We start from the raw sequence: 15,555 nt of genomic DNA on the forward strand, positions 1-15,555 counted from the left end.
CGAATGCGCTGGTCAGAGCGCTGCTTGCGGAGAAGGGAGGTGGCGGCATGCCCACCAGCACGATGAGCAGGGAGGACCGTGCCGCCCGTGCTCGAGCGGTCCTGGCGCACGCCGAGCTGCGCACCGGAGCGCGGAGCGTGCTGCGCCCGGCCGAAGGCCACCCGGTGGCCGGTGAGCGTGCGCTCGCCGCAGCCCCGGCACCTGTACCTGCACCTGCACCTGCACCTGTGTCTGCACCGGCACCTTTGGCGGCGCCGGCCGCGGTCCCGGTGGTGCGGGGGACCGCGCTGATCACCTCCGAACGCCCGGCGCTGCCCGTACCCCACCAGCTCGCCGAGGTGCTGCCGGACGGGCTGCGTCGCGGGGGGACGACGGCGGTGCTCGGCTCCACCTCGCTCGTGCTGACGCTGCTGGCCCACGCGTGCGCGGGCGGCGCGTGGGCCGCGGTGGTCGGGCAGCCGACCGTCGGGCTGCTGGCCGCCTCGCAGGCGGGCGTCGCCCTCGACCGGCTGGCACTGGTCCCGCGGCCCGGGGCGGACGCCGCCCTCGTGCTCGCCGCCCTCGTCGACGGGCTCGACGTGGTGGTGGTCGGTCCGGACGTCGCGCTCGGCGAGGCCGACCGTCGCCGCCTGTCGGCCCGGGCGCGTGAGCGCGGGGCCGTGCTGATGCCCACGGTCGCGTGGCCCGGAGCGAGCGCGGTGCTGACCGTGGAGCAGGCGCGCTGGACGGGCGTCGGGACGGGGGACGGCCGGCTGCGCACCCACAGCCTGCGCGTCGCCCGGACGGGGCGCGGGAGCGCCGCCGTGCCGCACGTCGTCGAGGTGACCCTCCCGCTCGGGTCGAGCGCGCCCGAGCAGGTGCCGGTGGAGGGCTCGGCGGAGCCAGCCGTGGAACCCGCGTTGCGGCTGGTCGGATGAGTACGCGCACCACCGTCCTGTGGGTGCCGGACTGGCCCGTGGTCGCAGCGGCGGCAGCAGAGGAGGTGCCGCGCCATCTGCCCGTCGCCGTGCACGACGGTCAGCGGGTCACGGCGGTCTCCGCCCTCGCCCGGGTGCAGGGTGTGCGGCGCGGCATGCGCCGGCGTCAGGCGCAGGGCTGCTGCCCGGAGCTGGTGCTGCTCGCGGCCGACGACGCGCGTGACGTGCGCCTGTTCGAACCGGTGGCCGTGGCCGCGGAGAGCGTCGTGGCGGGCATCGAGGTGGTGCGCGCCGGTCTGCTGCTGCTCCCGGCGGGTGGCGCCAGCCGGTACCACGGGTCGGAGGAGGCGCTCGCGGAGCGACTGGTCGACGCGGTGGCGGCCGGGTCGGGGCACGAGTGCGGCGTCGGGACCGCCGACGGCATGCTCGCCGCGGTGATCGCGGCGCGCACCGGTGCCCACGTGCCGCCGGGCGGGTCGGCCGCGTTCCTGGCGGACCGCAGCGTGGGCGAGCTGGTGCACGCGACCGTGACGGACGAGATCGCCGCCGCTGTCGGTGACCTGGTCGACCTGCTCAGCCGCCTCGGTCTGCGCACCCTGGGCCGGCTCGCCGCGCTGCCCGCCGCCGACGTCCAGGCGCGCTTCGGCCGGCTGGGTGCCTGGGCGCACCTGCTCGCGCGCGGCGACGACGAGCGACCACCGGCCCGGCGGCGTCCCGAGGCCGACCTGGAGGTGGTCGCGGAGCTCGAACCGCCGGTGGACCGCGTGGACACCGCCACCTTCGCGGGCCGGCGCCTGGCCGAGGACCTGCACGCGATGCTCGTGCAGCGTGCGGTCAGCTGCGGGCGGCTGCAGATCGCGGCCCGCACCGACGAGGGCGAGGACCTGGTGCGCACGTGGCGCACCGACCTGGGGGGCTGGGGCGGGTTGACGCCCGCGCGCATCACCGACCGGATCCGCTGGCAGCTGGAGGGGTGGCTCACCTCGTCGGCCGTGACCACGGCCCGCGGTCTGGCCGCCGACGCCCGGGCCGCCGGGGTGAGTCGCGCGCGCCAGGACTGGCCGCTCGACGACCTCGGGCCGGATCTCCTCGACCACGACACCCCGGGCGTCGCCCTGGTCCGTCTGGCCGTGACGGCCCTCGACGTCGCCCCCGCCGGCGCCGAGCAGGGTCAGCTGTGGGGAGGCCCGTCGGGTGGGGACCTGCGGGCCCACCGCGCGCTGGACCGGGTGCAGGGGCTGGTTGGCGGCTCGGGGCTGCTCACCGCCACCCTGCAGGGCGGACGGGACGTGCGGGACCAGGTGTACCTGCGGCCGTGGGGCGAGCAGACCAGCGCCCCACGGCCGGTCGACCGGCCGTGGCCGGGCAGGCTGCCGGACCCGGCACCGGCCACCGTGCTCACCGCGCCCCGACAGGTGGAGGTCCGCGACGCCGCCGGCCGGCCCGTCGCGCTGGACGTGCGCACCGGGATGAGCGGCGAGCCGGCGTGGGTGCGCGTGCTGCCCGAGCAGGAGGAGGGCGACGACGCGCGAGGCGGTCGGTGGACGGGGGACCGCGGGGTCGGCGACCAGCGGGCCCGACGCGTGACCGGCTGGGCCGGCCCGTGGCTGCTGGGAGGACGGTGGTGGACGGGCGAGGCCGCGCCCACCCTGCGTGCCCACGTGCAGGTCACGCTCGACGAGGGACCCGCGATGCTGCTCGCCTGCACGCCCGCGGGGTGGACGTGCGAGGCCACCTATGACTGACCGCGAGCACCTGACTGACCGCGCGCCACTGGCCGATCGCGCGCCACTGGCCGATCGTGCACCGCGGTACGCCGAGCTGCACGCCCACTCCGCCTTCAGCTTCCTCGACGGTGCGAGCCAGCCGGAGGAGCTGGCCGCGGAGGCGGCCCGGCAGGGGCTGCGCGCCCTCGCGCTGACCGACCATGACGGCCTGTACGGGGTGGTGCGGTTCTCGCAGGCCGCCAAGGCCGTCGGTCTTCCCACGGTGTTCGGGGCCGAGCTGCACCTCCCGGCACCGGACGGACGACGCCACCCGCGCGAGCGCACCCGGGCCACCCCTGGGCTGAGCGTGCTGGACCCGCCCACGGGCGTACCCGACCCGCGGGCGTCGCACCTGCTCGTGCTGGCCCGCGGCCCGGCGGGCTACCGTGCGCTGTCGCGAGGCATCGCCGAGGCCCACCTGCGCACCGGGCGCAAGGGCGCCGCGGACTACCGGCTCGAGGAGCTCGCTGCCACCGCCGACGGGAACTGGCTGGTGCTGACGGGGTGCCGCAAGGGCGCGGTCCGACGGGCGCTCGCGGGCGGCGACCCGTCGGGCGTCACCGGGGTCGCGCCGGGAGGGCTCGACGCCGCGCGTCGTGAGCTGGACCGGCTGGTCGCGCTGTTCGGACGCGACAACGTGGCGGTCGAGGTCACCGCCGCGGGCGACCCCTACGACTCCGAGCGGGCCGACGCCCTGGCCGAGCTCGCCCGGAGCGCTCGGCTGCCGTTGGTGGCGACCGGCAACGTCCACTACGCCACCCCGCGCGACGCCGACCTGGCCGCCGCGCTGTCGGCCGTGCGTGCCCGGTCCTCCCTCGACGACCTGGACGGCTGGCTGCCCGGCGGCCCGATGGCCCACCTGCGCTCCGCGGCCGAGATGCTCGCCCTGCACCGTCGCCACCCGCAGGCGGTGCTGACCGCGGCGGAGCTTGCCGACGAGTCCGCGTTCGACCTCTCGCTCGTCGCCCCGGACCTGCCGCCCTATCCCGTCCCGGACGGGCACACCGAGGCCAGCTGGCTGCGCGAGCTGGTGCGTCAGGGGGCGCTCGAGCTGTACGGGCCGCCGGACGACGAGCGGATCCCCGGTGCGTACGCCCAGCTCGAGCACGAGCTGCGGGTGATCGAGAACCTGCACTTCCCGGGCTACTTCCTGGTGGTCTACGACCTGGTGGCCTTCTGCCGGCGCAACGGGATCCTCGCGCAGGGCCGTGGCTCCGCGGCCAACTCGGCGGTCTGCTACGCCCTGCGGGTCACCGCGGTCGACGCCGTGCGGCACGGGCTGCTGTTCGAGCGGTTCCTGGCTCCCGAGCGCGACGGGCCGCCCGACATCGACGTCGACATCGAGTCCGCCCGCCGCGAGGAGGTCATCCAGTACGTCTACGAGAAGCACGGCAGGTCGCACGCCGCACAGGTGGCCAACGTCATCTCCTACCGTCCGCGCTCGGCGATCCGCGACGCCGCACGCGCGCTCGGCTTCGACGCGGGGCAGCAGGATGCGTGGGCGTCGTCGATCGAGCGGTGGGGGAGCCTGCGCCCGGAGGTGCCGCCGGGGGTGCCGGCGACCGCGGCCGCTGCGGTGTCCGTCCCTCCGCCCGAGTCGCCGACGTCCACGCGTCGGGAGGCGCCTGGCGGGCGGCCGCCGCGGCCGCACGTGGACCACGCCGGCCCGTGGCCGCTCGCGCCGCTCGTCTCCGACCCCGTGATCACTCCTCGGCTGGAGCGTCACGACGCGCGGGCCGCGATGTGGGGCGACCACGGTCGGGCAGGGTCGGCGGCGGGCAGTCCCACGCGTTCGCCCCGCGGCACCGAGGTCCCCGGCCTGGCCACCGCCGACGGCCACGACGTGGTGCCGGCGATCCGTCCGCCGGCGGCGAGCGACCTGGACGAGATCCCCGAGCAGGTGCTCGACCTCGCCGAGCGCTTCCTGCGCCTGCCGCGCCACCTGGGCATCCACTCGGGCGGCATGGTGATGTGCGACCGGCCCGTGATCGAGGTGTGCCCCGTGGAGTGGGCCCGGATGCCCGGGCGCACGGTGCTCCAGTGGGACAAGGAGGACTGCGCCGACGCCGGGCTGGTGAAGTTCGACCTGCTGGGCCTGGGCATGCTGACGGCGTTGCGGATCGGGTTCGGGTTCGTCCAGCAGCACGAGGGCGTCACGCTCGACCTGCACGCGCTGCCCGACGAGGACCCCGGGGTCTACGAGCTGCTCAGCGCGGCCGACACGGTGGGCGTGTTCCAGGTGGAGTCGCGCGCTCAGATGGGCACGCTGCCGCGGCTGCGGCCGCAGCGGTTCTACGACATCGTCATCGAGGTCGCCCTCATCCGGCCCGGACCCATCCAGGGCGGCTCGGTGCACCCGTACATCGAGCGCGCGCACGGCCGACAGAAGGTCACGTACCTGCATCCGCTGCTGGAGAAGTCGCTGCACAAGACGCTCGGCGTCCCGCTGTTCCAGGAACAGCTCATGCAGATGGCGATCGACGTCGCCGGGTTCACCGGCGCGGAGGCCGACCAGCTGCGCCGTGCCATGGGCTCCAAGCGCTCCACCGAGCGGATGTACGCGCTCAAGGGCCGGCTGATGGCGGGGATGGCCCGCAACGGTGTGAGCGAGGAGGTGGGCGAGCAGATCTTCGACAAGCTCAAGGCGTTCGCCGACTTCGGCTTCCCGGAGTCGCACGCGTACTCCTTCGCCTACCTGGTCTACGCGAGCGCGTGGCTGAAGGTGTACCACCCGGCAGCGTTCTACGCGGGGCTGCTGGCCGCCCAGCCCATGGGCTTCTACTCACCGCAGAGCCTCGCGGCGGACGCGCGCCGGCACGGCCTGGAGGTGCTGCGGCCGGACGTGCAGCTCTCCGAGGCGCAGGCGTGCGTGGAGCGGATCGGCCCGACCCCGGAGGGGGGCGAACCGGTGCTGGTGCCGGCACCCAGCGGGACGGGTCCGGCGCTCGCGGCGGGGGTCCGCACGCGCGACGCCCGGCCGCCTGCTGCTCGTCCCCGGGCCGCGGCATCCGCCGGTGATGCGTCGCGTCGGCGCGCGCTGGCCGTGCGGATGGGTCTGGTGGCCATCCGCAGCATCGGCGAGGAGCTGGCGCAGCGGATCGTGGACGAGCGCACAGTGCACGGCCCGTTCGCGGATCAGCGCGACCTCGCCCGCCGCGTCCAGCTGAGCACCGCCCAGCTCGAGGCGCTGGCGACGGCCGGCGCCCTGGACGGCCTGGGCATCACCCGGCGCGAGGGTCTCTGGGCGGCGGGTGCGCTCGCCCAGGAGGGGCCGGACACGCTGCCGGGGGTGAGCGTGGGAGTGCAGGCCCCGATGCTGCCGGGGTTCAGCGACGTCGAGACGGCGACCGCGGACGTATGGGCCACCGGCGTCTCGGTGGACTCCTACCCGACGCAGTTCGTGCGCGACCGGCTCGACCAGGCGGGAGTCCTGACCGTGGAGTCCTCCTACCGGCACGAGGAGGGGCGCCGCGTGGCGGTCGCCGGCGTGGTCACGCACCGGCAGCGGCCGGGAACCGCCGGTGGTGTCACGTTCCTGTCCCTCGAGGACGAGACGGGGCTGCTGAACGTCATCTGCTCACCGGGGCTGTGGGCCAGGTTCCGCGTCGTGGCCCGCACGTCGAAGGCTCTCGTTGTGCGCGGGCGGTTGGAGCGCGCCGACGGTGCCACCAACCTCGTGGCCGAGCACCTGTCCCCGCTGTCCCTCAAGGTGCGCAGCTCCTCGAGAGACTTCCGGTAGCGAGCGGCTCAGCGCTTCGGCAGCGTCCCTGCTACCAGCGCCCGCACCCAGACCCGCTTCGACGCGCCCGAGCACGCGGAGGTGTACCCCGTCCACCGAGCGCCGAAGTGCCGGGCGACGCAGTCCGCGGAGCGCTCCATCGCGTTGGGTCCGAATGCGCCGGCCATCTTGCGGTTCAGCTGCGACCACGTCAGGTGGTACTTCCGCATGATCCGGCCCTGGTAGATGTGCACGATCTCGTGGCGGACCACGTCCCGCGCGCGCGACGGATCCGACCTCAGCCGTCGCGAGTTGAGCAGGATCGACGAGGTGTCGCCCTTCCACACCCCGCCCAGGTGCGAGCCGAGGGCGGGCTCGTCCCAGAGCAGCCGGATGCCCTTCGAGCGGGGGAGCGCGTGCAGCGCTCGCGTCGCCGCCTCGCCACCCTTGCCCGCCGCCCGCCGCGCCGCGCGGAGCTGCGCCTTGGTGACCTTCGCCCGGGTGGGTGCCTTCGCCGCCGCGGCGGTCTTCGCCGAGCCGGCGGTCGTGGTGGCCAGCGAGGCTGCGGTCGGGCCTGTGACGGCCGCGACGCCCGTGCCGGTCGGCGGGAGCAACCACGGCAGCCGGGTGCTGTCCGCGACGGCCGAGACCACGACGTCGATCATCGCCGCCGACGTCCGCGGCACGGGTGCGGCGCCCGGGTTCGACGGTGCCGCCGTGGCCGGTGCAGCAGCGCCCAGGGAGGCGGTCATCGCCGCGGCGCACAGGGCGACGAGCACCGTCCGAGGGGTTCGGTGCGTGCTGCGGAGGGAGGACATGCGGCTCCTGAGGGCGACGGTGACGACCGGGTCGGGCGTTGGGTGCCCTCCTGATCGACCGCCGCACCGTTCGTGTGAGCGGGTGAAGCGTCCGGCTCGGCCGTGTGAGGCGCGCAAACGGGTGAGAAAGTGCCACGGCGCGCCGCGTACGCTGGCGCGCGTGCTCGGATCACTGGTCGCCTACCTCCCTACACCCCGGAGCGGCGACGGGGGAATAGCCGTCGACGCGCTGCAGGTACTCGTCGACCGGGCGATCGGCGCCGGGGTCGACAGCCTCGCCGTCCTGGGATCGGCCGGCGGGTTCGCCTACCTGGACCGGGCCCAGCGCGAGCGCGTGGTGCGCGCCGCCGCGGAGGCCATCGGAGGTCGGGTGCCCCTGCTGGCCGGCATCGGCGCACTCACGACGGACGCCGTTCTGCAGCACGGACGCGACGCCACCCGAGCGGGCGCGGACGCCCTGCTGCTCGGCACCACCGCGTACCTGCCGCTGACCGTCGACGAGGTCGTGGGCCTCTACAGCGACGTCGCCTCGGCCTCGCACGCGCCCGTCTGGGTGTACCACAACCCCCGCACCACGGGCGTCGAGATCAGCGTCGAGACGCTCGTGCGGATCGCCGGCCTGCCCGGCATCGGCGGCACCAAGGACCGAAGCCTGGACGTCGAGGACGTGCGGCGTCGTCACCAGGCGCTGCGGGACGGGGCCCCGGCGCACGTCGAGCTCGGCTTCAGCGGCGACCTGCTCGGTGTCCACGGGCTGCTCGCCGGGGCGGACTCATGGCACTGCGGCCTTGCGGGCCTGCTGCCCGAGCCCTACGTCGCGGCGAGCGCGGCGGCCGTGCGCGGAGACGAGGCGGAGGCCCAGACGCAGCTCGACGCGATCGCCCCCTGGATCGAGCTGGGTCAGCGCTGGGGGATCGCCCGCCTCGCCACCGTCGTCGGTCCCGCGCTCGGCATCGACCTCGGAGACGTGCCCCGACCCTTGCTCGCGCCGCCCGCGGAGGTGCGCGCGGAGGTGGAGCGGCTGCTCAGCGCGAGGTAGCGGATCGGGTCAGTGCTTCGCGACGCTGTCGTCCGACGCGTCGTCGCCGTCGACGGGCTCGACGTCCTCGACGGCCTCCTCGACCGACATCGGCGGGTCCATGGTGCGCAGCCGCGAGAAGATCGCCCACGACACCGCCACGAGCGGCACCGCGATGACCGCGCCGAGCAGCCCGCCGGTGAGCGTGCCCGTCGTCACGGCGAGCGCGATCACCACGGGGTGGATGGACACCTGCTTGCCCATGACGAACGGCTGCAGGATGTGCCCCTCGAACTGGCCGATGAGCGCGATGCCCACGCCGACGAACACCGCCGACCAGAACCCGTTCGCGGCCAGCGCCACGATCATCGCGATGACCATGGCGGCGGGCGCGCCCACCAGCGGGATGAAGGCACCGATGAACACCAGCACCGCGAGGGGCGCGGCGAGGGGCACGCCCAGGATCAGCAGGAGGATGAACGCGAGCGCGCCGTCGGTCAGGGCGATGAGCACCGTGCCGCGGGTGTAACCGGAGAAGGTGTACCAGCCGGCACCGCCCACCACCTGCCACACGTCGCGGCTGCGGGCCGGGAGCTGGTTGAGGAACCAGGTCCACATCTCCTGGCCGCGCGCCAGGAAGAAGACGGTCAGGAAGATGGCCAGCGCCAGGGCGGTGAACACCTCCACCACGGAACCGAGCCGCGCCGCGGCCTCCGAGGCGAGCTCGCCCGAGTGGGACTGCACCCACTCCTGTGCGGAGTCGATCCACTTGGCGATCTGGTCGCTCGTGATGGTGAAGGGCAGCTTGCCGCTCTCAAGGAAGTCGGTGATCTGCGTGATGCCGGTGCTGAACTTCTCGGACAGGTCGTCCCACTGGTTGACGATCGAGAAGCCGACGTACGTGAGCAGGCCCAGGAAGAACAGGATGCCGGTGGCGATCGCCAAGCCGGTGGCGAGCCCGCGCGGCATCACCTTCGAGAAGAGGACCACGAGCGGGCGCAGCACCGCGGTGAAGACGAACGCCAGGAAGAGCGAGACGAACACGAGCACCACGTGCCACACCGCGAAGAACACCAGGCTGACCGCCATGACGACGACGATCAGCCGCCACGACACACCCGCGAGCGAACGCAGCCACCGCGGTGCCGTCGGTTCCTCGATCCCGTAGACGCTCGGGTTGCGGCGGCCGCCGGCCACCTTCCGCGGCGGTGCCGCCACGTACGCCCTGGTAGGACGCTCGCCAGCGCCGTCTGTCATCGAACCCTCGGTCTCTCGTGCGGTCGTTCCGCACAGTGTGCACCGAGGGGCCGATGCGTGCCCGACTGCCGCGCCGTGCTATCTTTTCTGCCGCACCTCGGGAGGCCTACGGGCCTCCGGTGGTCCACCTGTCCGGGTGGCGGAATGGCAGACGCGCTAGCTTGAGGTGCTAGTGCCCTAACGGGCGTGGGGGTTCAAGTCCCCCTCCGGACACTCGTTGAGACAGCGACGACGAAGGCCCCCGATCCCGCCGATCGGGGGCCTTCGTCGTCGTTCCCATGGGCGCTCGGCACGATCCGAACGTGCGTCAGCCCCGGTCGCCGCGGCGCGGCTGTCCCACGGCGCATGTCGCACTCGTCGCCCTGCGGCGGCGATGACCGTCGACAATGGGCAGGTGACACCACCGTCCCCGCGTGCCGACGAGCTCGCGCCGCCCGTCGCGTGGTCGTGGGGACAAGCGGGTCTCGGGCTCGTCTACGCCCTGCCCGCCGTGCTGGTGGCGCCCCACGACCCGCTCGCCGGGCTGGCCGTCGCCGTCGGGGTGATTCCCGCGACGCTGGTGCCGCTGCGCCCAGCTCGCCGCGAGCGGGTGTTCGTCCTGCTCGTCGGCCTTGTCGCCGGGTTCTCGATCTTCCTCGGCTCGCTGGTCGCGGGCACCCCTGCGCTCGCCGTCGTCTCGATCTTCGCTCTCGCGGTGGCGACCGCCGTGGCGAGCTCCTCTCCGGCCCGGCGCCTGGCACCCATGTCCTTGACGCTGGGGCTGCCCCTCGTCGGAGCCGGGCTGAGTGAGTCCGGTCCCCGGGACGGTCTCGTCGCGGCGGGGCTCATCATGGCGGGATCGTCGTACGCCTGGGCCGTCTCGCTGCTGTGGCCGTCGCGCCCGGCGGGCTCGCGTCCTCGACGTACTCCGCCGCCGCGGGCCGTGGCGCTGCGGTACGGGGTGCAGATCGGGTCGGCCGCGGCCGCAGCCGCCGCGCTCGGGTTCGCCAGTGGGCTCGACCACCCCGGGTGGCCGGTGATCGCCGCGTTGCTCGTGAGTCGCCCAGACACCGACGCGCTGCACGCACGGGCGACCGGACGCGCCGTCTCGGTGCTGGCCGGCTCGCTGGTCGCCTGCGGCCTCGCCGCGGTCCACCCGTCGAACGCGCTCATCGGCGCGCTCGCCGCGGTGACGCTCGCCTGCGCGGCGGCCACGCTCGGCAGCCGGTGGTACGTGACACCTGCGTTCACCACCACCCTCGTCCTGTCCCTGCTCCTCGCGGACGGCGGACAGAGCTCGTCGTACTGGTTCCTCGAACGGACCGGCCAGACCCTCGTCGGCATCGCCCTGGCGCTCCTGGCGTCGTGGGTCGCTCGGCAGTCGGTCCGGCCGCGCGCGTCGGCAGGCTGACGTGGTGCGGGGCGCCCGCGGCCGCCCGACCCGTCAGCCCTGGTCGCCGGCGTACGGAAGGGTCGACGGCTTCTTCTGCCACGGCCAGCGGCCCGTGATCTCCAGCTCGAGGGTGAAGCTGAGGAACGTCCGGATGAGCACGATCCCGGCGAGGACGCCGACGCTCTGCAGCGTGGGTGTGACGGCGACCGTTCGGATGATGTCGGCGGCGACCAGCAGCTCGAGCCCCAGCAGGATCGATCGACCGAGCTGCTGGCGGAACCTCCGGTAGACGTCTGGTTCGTGCCGCACCAGCCGGACGCACGTGGCGACACCGGCGGCCACGGCGCCGATGGCGATGATCGCCACGCCCGCGCCGTCGATCACTCGGCCGACGTCCTCGACGGTCTCGGCGAACGTCATGAGATCTCCTCGGGGTCGACGTGAGGAGTCGAGCATCCAGGATGTCGGGTCTCCGCACACCTGCGGTGGCCCCGCGCATAGCGGCCCGGCCGCGCCGTCCACACCCCTAGGGAGGTACTCAGGGCCCCGCCGGTTGCACAGACTGCTGACATGCCACTGACGTTGCCGGCCCTCTCGGTGCTCGTCGTCGAAGACGACCCCGGCGACCAGCTGCTGATCCGTGAGGTCTTCGAGGAGCACAGCGCCATCGACGCACTCACGATCGTCGACGACGGTGCAGCCGCACTCGCCTACCTCCGCCGCGAAGGCGAGTACGTCGACGCGCCACGCCCCACCCTGATGCTGCTGGACCTCAACCTGCCCCTGCGTTCCGGGGGTGAGGTGCTCGAGCAGGTCCGCGCCGAGACGGCCTGGCGCGCGCTTCCGGTGGTCATCCTGACGACGTCCGACGAGGAGGTCGACGTCGCTCGTGCCTATGCCGCCGGCGCGAACGCCTACATCACCAAGCCGCTGCACTGGGACGAGTTCGCCGCCAAGGTGCGCAAGCTCGACGAGTTCTACCTGCGCACGGCACGACTGCCTCGGCACCTGACACTGGGCGAGCACGAGGCGCGCCGCACGAGCGGTCCGGGGGACGCGCCCCGCGGAGACGGCGGCGCATAAGCGTGGCGTCGCGTGAGCGCACGGGCTTCCCGGCCTCCGTCCGAGACCGCGGTGCGCCCAGACTGCTCGGCCGAGCTCGGGCAAGTCCCGGATCGCGCGCGCCCACGTCTCAGGCGACGTGCGGGGCGACGCCGACCGTCTGCGACGCCTCGCGGGCCCGACCCGATCGAGCGTGAGGGACGAGCGTGCCTGGCACCTAGGCGGACGGGAGCGGCAGCCGGGCGTCGTGCGCCACGATCGCCGCCTGGGTGCGGTTGGCGACGCCGAGCTTGGTCATCGAGTGGGCGAGATGCGTCTTCACCGTCGTCTCCGCCATGTAGAGGTGCCGTGCGATCTCGCCGTTCGTCATGCCCGCCGCGACGCAGCCGAGCACCTCGCGCTCACGCTCGCTCAGGCCGGCCACCAGCGCGGCCGCGCCCGAGCCGGCGGGGTCGAGCCGGTCCCCGACGACGTCGAGCAGCCGTCGCAACGCCAGGGGAGACATGGGGGCCCCGCCGTCCGCGGCAGCGCGTATTCCTCGGCGGAGCTCGTCGGCGGACGAGTCCTTGAGCAGGTAGCCGGCCGCGCCCGCACGCAGGGCGGGGACGATGTACTCGTCGTACTGGAAGCTCGTGAGCATCACGACGGCCGTCGTCGGTGCGGTGCGACGCAGCTCGCCCAGTGCCTCCAAGCCGTTCATCACCGGCATCTGCACGTCCAGCAGCACCACGTCCGGATGGTGCGCCTGGACCTGGGCGATGGCCTCGCGACCGTCGGCCGCCTGCCCGACCACGTCCAGGTCGGGCGTCGCGCCCAGCAGCTCCGCGAGCCCGGACCGGAACAGCTCCTCGTCGTCGACCACCACGACGCGTGTCATCGTTCCCCCCTCGGCAGCACGGCGCGGACGATGAAGCCGCCCGCGGCAGTCGGCCCGCAGGCCCACTCTCCTCCGACCATCCGGACCCGCTCCTGCATGCCCGTCAGCCCGTGGCCTCCCGTCGTCAGCACCTGCGCCGGCGGGCGGGTCGGGGCGGCGTTCCTCACCTCGACCACCAGCACGCCCGGCCCGTCCTCGATCTCCACCACCGTGGGGGCGCCGGGCGCGTGCCTGGCGGCGTTGGTCAACGACTCGCGCACGACGCGGACCGCCGTCCGCTCCGCGAGGTCGGGCGGCTGGCGCCCCGCAGTGGTCAGCCGGAGGTCGATCGGCTGCCCCACAGCGCGGACGTCGTCGACGAGGGTGCTGACCTCCGACAACGACTGGCGAGCCAGGCCTGTTCGGCAAGCCGATGCACGCCTCCGACGACTCGCTGCTGACCTTGTTCGCCCTGCGTGCAGGCAAGACCGTCGCCCAGCCGTCCGCGTTCTCGTTCTCGCTCATGCCGACCAAGCTCTCTCATCACCGGCGGCAGCAGCTGCGCTGGATGCGCGGCTCGACGGTGCGTTCCGCCTGGCGTGCCCCGCTACCTGCCCGTCGACCGCTTCGCCTGGTGGAACCACACCGCGCGGTGGATGCAGTACGGCGCGGTCAGCGGACTGTTCCTCTACCTGGTGCTCTCGGGCACGCTGCTCAGCTGGCACGTCGTCGGGCAGTCGCTGCTCGTCGTGCTCGGACTCCAGCTGGTCATCATGACGCCGTACCTCACCCTGCGCCGCAGTGATCAGAGCACGGCCCAGCGCGTCGCGGTCTACGCAACCGCCCCGCTGCTCGGCCTGTGGCAGGCCACGTTCCTTCGCGGCCTGCGCTGGTACTCGATCGCGACCTTCCGCAAGGCGGCCGCCTCGTGGGGCACCCGCGGCACGGTCGAGGTGGCGGCCTGAAACCGGTCCCATGCCCGGCTCCAGGCGTTCAGCCGGTCGGCGGCTCGGCTCGATCCCTCGCCGGTGCGGGCGGCAGCGATCCGTCGACAGGCAGGAGCCGGACCACCAGGACGGCGACGTCGTCGTGCCGCTCGGAGTCGGCGGTCAGCGTCGCGACGAGCGAGGAGGCGTCGAAGCCCGCGACGTCGTCAGCGCGTCGTGGCAGCCGGCTCAACGCGTCGCGCAGGTTCCCCGTTCGACGTTCGACGAGCCCGTCGGTGAACAGGACCAGGGCGTCCCCGGGTCGCAGCGTCACCTCATGGTCGTGCCGCTCGGTGTCCGGCGCGAACCCGACCAGCAGGTCGCCGCGCGCCTCGAGCAGCTCGGCGTCGCCATCGGCACGGCGCACGAGCGGGGGGAGGTGCCCCGCGTTCGACCACTGCAACCGGCGGGCGCCCGACGGGTCGGGCGGGTCGAGGTGCGCGACGATCATGGATGCCGTGGCCCCTACCCGGGCGCCGGTGTTGGCCTGGTCGACGAGCTGCGCGATCGCCGACGGCGGGCGCGCGAACACCCACGCGAACGCACGCCACAGGGAGCGGAGCTGGCCCATGAGCGAGGCGGCGCGCAGGTCGTGACCGGTGACGTCCCCCATCGAGATCGCGACGCCGCGATCGCCGAGATCGAGGACGTCGTACCAGTCACCCCCCACGCGTTCGCCCGCCTCAGCCGGGACGTAGCTGGACGACAGCTCGAGCCCGTCGATCCGAGGGAGCTCGGTGAGCATGGCCTCCTGGAGCACGTGGGCGACCTCGCGACGGTGGTCGAGAAGCTGGGCGCGCTCAAGGGCGAGCGCGGCGTAGGACGCGAGCGCCTGCTTGACCGGGAGGAGGTCGTCGGTGAACGCCCGGGCCAGCTGCCAGCGCAGCAGCAGCACACCGATCTGCCGGTGCTGTGTCGCGATGGGGAGCAGGGCCATCGCCCCGGCACCGCCCGCGCCGGCAAGCACAGGAAACTGCTCGGCCAGGACGTCGCCGTCCTCGAAGAACAGAGCCTGTCGGCTCGCGGCGACGACCACCGACGGCCAGCGCCGGTCCGACATCGACACGGGAGCCCACGCGCTGTCCTGGACACCCGCGACCTCGTCGTGGCGTACCCAGTGCAACCGGTGCGCCTCGATCATGGCCACAGCGCTGCGATCGACGCCCAGCACGGTGCGCGCCAGACGCTGCACCGCGTCGAGGACCTCGTCGACCGTCGTGGTGTCCGCGAGCTCTTCGGCCATCAGCAGCAGCAGGCGAGCATGCCGTGCAGCGAGGCGGGCGTCGTGCTGGGCACGCCGGGCGCGCTCCTGCTGGGAGCGCAACGTGACCTCTGCCGAGCATGCTTGCGCGAGGTCGGACAGGGCGGAGAGCTCGTCGTCGGTCCAGCGTCGCGGTCGGTCGTCGATCGCGCACAAGCTGCCCACGGCGGCGCCTGTCCCGTCGTGGAGCGGGAAGCCCGCGTACGCGATGGCGTGCAGGTCGGGGATGGCGAGGTTGTCCGCCAGGAAGTCGACCTGCCGTGCGTCCGTGACGACGAGCGGCTCGTCGGAGCGGACGACGTACTGGCAGAACGAGTGCGCCAGGCCCGTGCCGCGGCGCGACTGCCACGGTTCGGGGAGCCCGACGGCGCCCGGGAAGACCTGCCCGGCCTCGTCGACGAAGGACACGAGCGAGACGGGTGCATCGAGCATGCGTCGCGCGAGGCGTGCGAAGCGTTCGTACCCCTCGTCGGAGCGCCCGACGGGTCCATCCATGGCATCGCTCACAGACGCATACTTCCCTA

General features: G+C 73.8%; 13 protein-coding genes and 1 tRNA gene. 8 read left to right on the top strand and 6 right to left on the bottom strand.

Annotated elements, in window-relative coordinates:
• Nucleotides 1-47: 47 nt before the first annotated feature.
• From QRT05_RS06490 to QRT05_RS06500, 3 genes are read left to right on the top strand one after another with little or no spacing between them, the layout of a single operon-like run.
• Nucleotides 48-917, top strand: coding sequence for a hypothetical protein (locus QRT05_RS06490; protein WP_289446189.1), 870 nt, complete (start codon nucleotides 48-50; stop codon nucleotides 915-917).
• Nucleotides 914-2,662: a Y-family DNA polymerase gene (locus QRT05_RS06495; protein WP_289446191.1), complete on the top strand. Its 1,749-nt coding sequence runs from the start codon at nucleotides 914-916 to the stop codon at nucleotides 2,660-2,662. The genes QRT05_RS06490 and QRT05_RS06495 overlap by 4 nt, the downstream gene beginning before the upstream one ends.
• A complete protein-coding gene (locus tag QRT05_RS06500) occupies nucleotides 2,655-6,422 on the top strand; it encodes an error-prone DNA polymerase (RefSeq protein WP_289446192.1) in 3,768 nt (1,255 codons plus the stop codon). Before QRT05_RS06495 ends, QRT05_RS06500 begins: the two co-directional genes overlap by 8 nt.
• A gap of 8 nt (nucleotides 6,423-6,430) precedes the next feature.
• Here QRT05_RS06500 and QRT05_RS06505 read toward each other — a convergent pair whose 3' ends face one another.
• On the bottom strand, nucleotides 6,431-7,219 hold the full coding sequence (locus QRT05_RS06505; protein WP_289446193.1) for a hypothetical protein: 789 nt from the start codon (nucleotides 7,217-7,219) through the stop codon (nucleotides 6,431-6,433).
• 160 nt (nucleotides 7,220-7,379) lie between these two features.
• On the opposite strand from QRT05_RS06505, the gene QRT05_RS06510 reads away from it, so the two are divergent.
• Nucleotides 7,380-8,258: a dihydrodipicolinate synthase family protein gene (locus tag QRT05_RS06510; RefSeq protein ID WP_289446195.1), complete on the top strand. Its 879-nt coding sequence runs from the start codon at nucleotides 7,380-7,382 to the stop codon at nucleotides 8,256-8,258.
• A 9-nt stretch (nucleotides 8,259-8,267) separates the two neighbouring features.
• Here QRT05_RS06510 and QRT05_RS06515 read toward each other — a convergent pair whose 3' ends face one another.
• Complete coding sequence (locus tag QRT05_RS06515) at nucleotides 8,268-9,494, bottom strand: AI-2E family transporter (protein WP_289446197.1); 1,227 nt, start codon at nucleotides 9,492-9,494, stop codon at nucleotides 8,268-8,270.
• Between the two features lie 130 nt (nucleotides 9,495-9,624).
• Between QRT05_RS06515 and QRT05_RS06520 the strand changes: the two genes are divergently transcribed.
• Together QRT05_RS06520 and QRT05_RS06525 are read left to right on the top strand one after the other, a co-directional pair.
• Nucleotides 9,625-9,707: transfer RNA gene (locus QRT05_RS06520), tRNA-Leu, on the top strand.
• A gap of 181 nt (nucleotides 9,708-9,888) precedes the next feature.
• Entirely contained in the window at nucleotides 9,889-10,884 is a 996-nt protein-coding gene (locus QRT05_RS06525; RefSeq protein ID WP_289446199.1) for an FUSC family protein, read from the top strand.
• A 33-nt stretch (nucleotides 10,885-10,917) separates the two neighbouring features.
• Here QRT05_RS06525 and QRT05_RS06530 read toward each other — a convergent pair whose 3' ends face one another.
• The gene (locus tag QRT05_RS06530) at nucleotides 10,918-11,286 is read right to left on the bottom strand and encodes a DUF1622 domain-containing protein (protein ID WP_289446201.1); all 369 of its coding nucleotides are present in this window, start codon (nucleotides 11,284-11,286) and stop codon (nucleotides 10,918-10,920) included.
• A gap of 150 nt (nucleotides 11,287-11,436) precedes the next feature.
• Here QRT05_RS06530 and QRT05_RS06535 point away from each other — a divergent pair, with 150 nt between their 5' ends.
• Nucleotides 11,437-11,949, top strand: a complete 513-nt coding sequence (locus QRT05_RS06535) for a response regulator (protein WP_289446203.1) — start codon at nucleotides 11,437-11,439, stop codon at nucleotides 11,947-11,949.
• Between the two features lie 196 nt (nucleotides 11,950-12,145).
• On the opposite strand, the gene QRT05_RS06540 is transcribed toward QRT05_RS06535, so the two are convergent.
• Complete coding sequence (locus QRT05_RS06540; RefSeq protein WP_289446205.1) at nucleotides 12,146-12,805, bottom strand: response regulator; 660 nt, start codon at nucleotides 12,803-12,805, stop codon at nucleotides 12,146-12,148.
• On the bottom strand, nucleotides 12,802-13,146 hold the full coding sequence (locus QRT05_RS06545; protein WP_289446207.1) for a sensor histidine kinase: 345 nt from the start codon (nucleotides 13,144-13,146) through the stop codon (nucleotides 12,802-12,804). The genes QRT05_RS06540 and QRT05_RS06545 overlap by 4 nt, the downstream gene beginning before the upstream one ends.
• Before the next feature lie 237 nt (nucleotides 13,147-13,383).
• Here QRT05_RS06545 and QRT05_RS06550 point away from each other — a divergent pair, with 237 nt between their 5' ends.
• The gene (locus tag QRT05_RS06550) at nucleotides 13,384-13,749 is read left to right on the top strand and encodes a hypothetical protein (protein ID WP_289446209.1); all 366 of its coding nucleotides are present in this window, start codon (nucleotides 13,384-13,386) and stop codon (nucleotides 13,747-13,749) included.
• A gap of 28 nt (nucleotides 13,750-13,777) precedes the next feature.
• On the opposite strand, the gene QRT05_RS06555 is transcribed toward QRT05_RS06550, so the two are convergent.
• Nucleotides 13,778-15,526 carry a GAF domain-containing SpoIIE family protein phosphatase gene (locus QRT05_RS06555; RefSeq protein ID WP_289446211.1) on the bottom strand — a complete coding sequence of 583 codons (1,749 nt, stop codon included), beginning with the start codon at nucleotides 15,524-15,526 and terminating at the stop codon, nucleotides 13,778-13,780.
• Nucleotides 15,527-15,555: the final 29 nt, after the last annotated feature.

Source organism: Cellulomonas edaphi, from assembly GCF_030362815.1.
Lineage (GTDB): Bacteria > Actinomycetota > Actinomycetes > Actinomycetales > Cellulomonadaceae > Cellulomonas > Cellulomonas edaphi.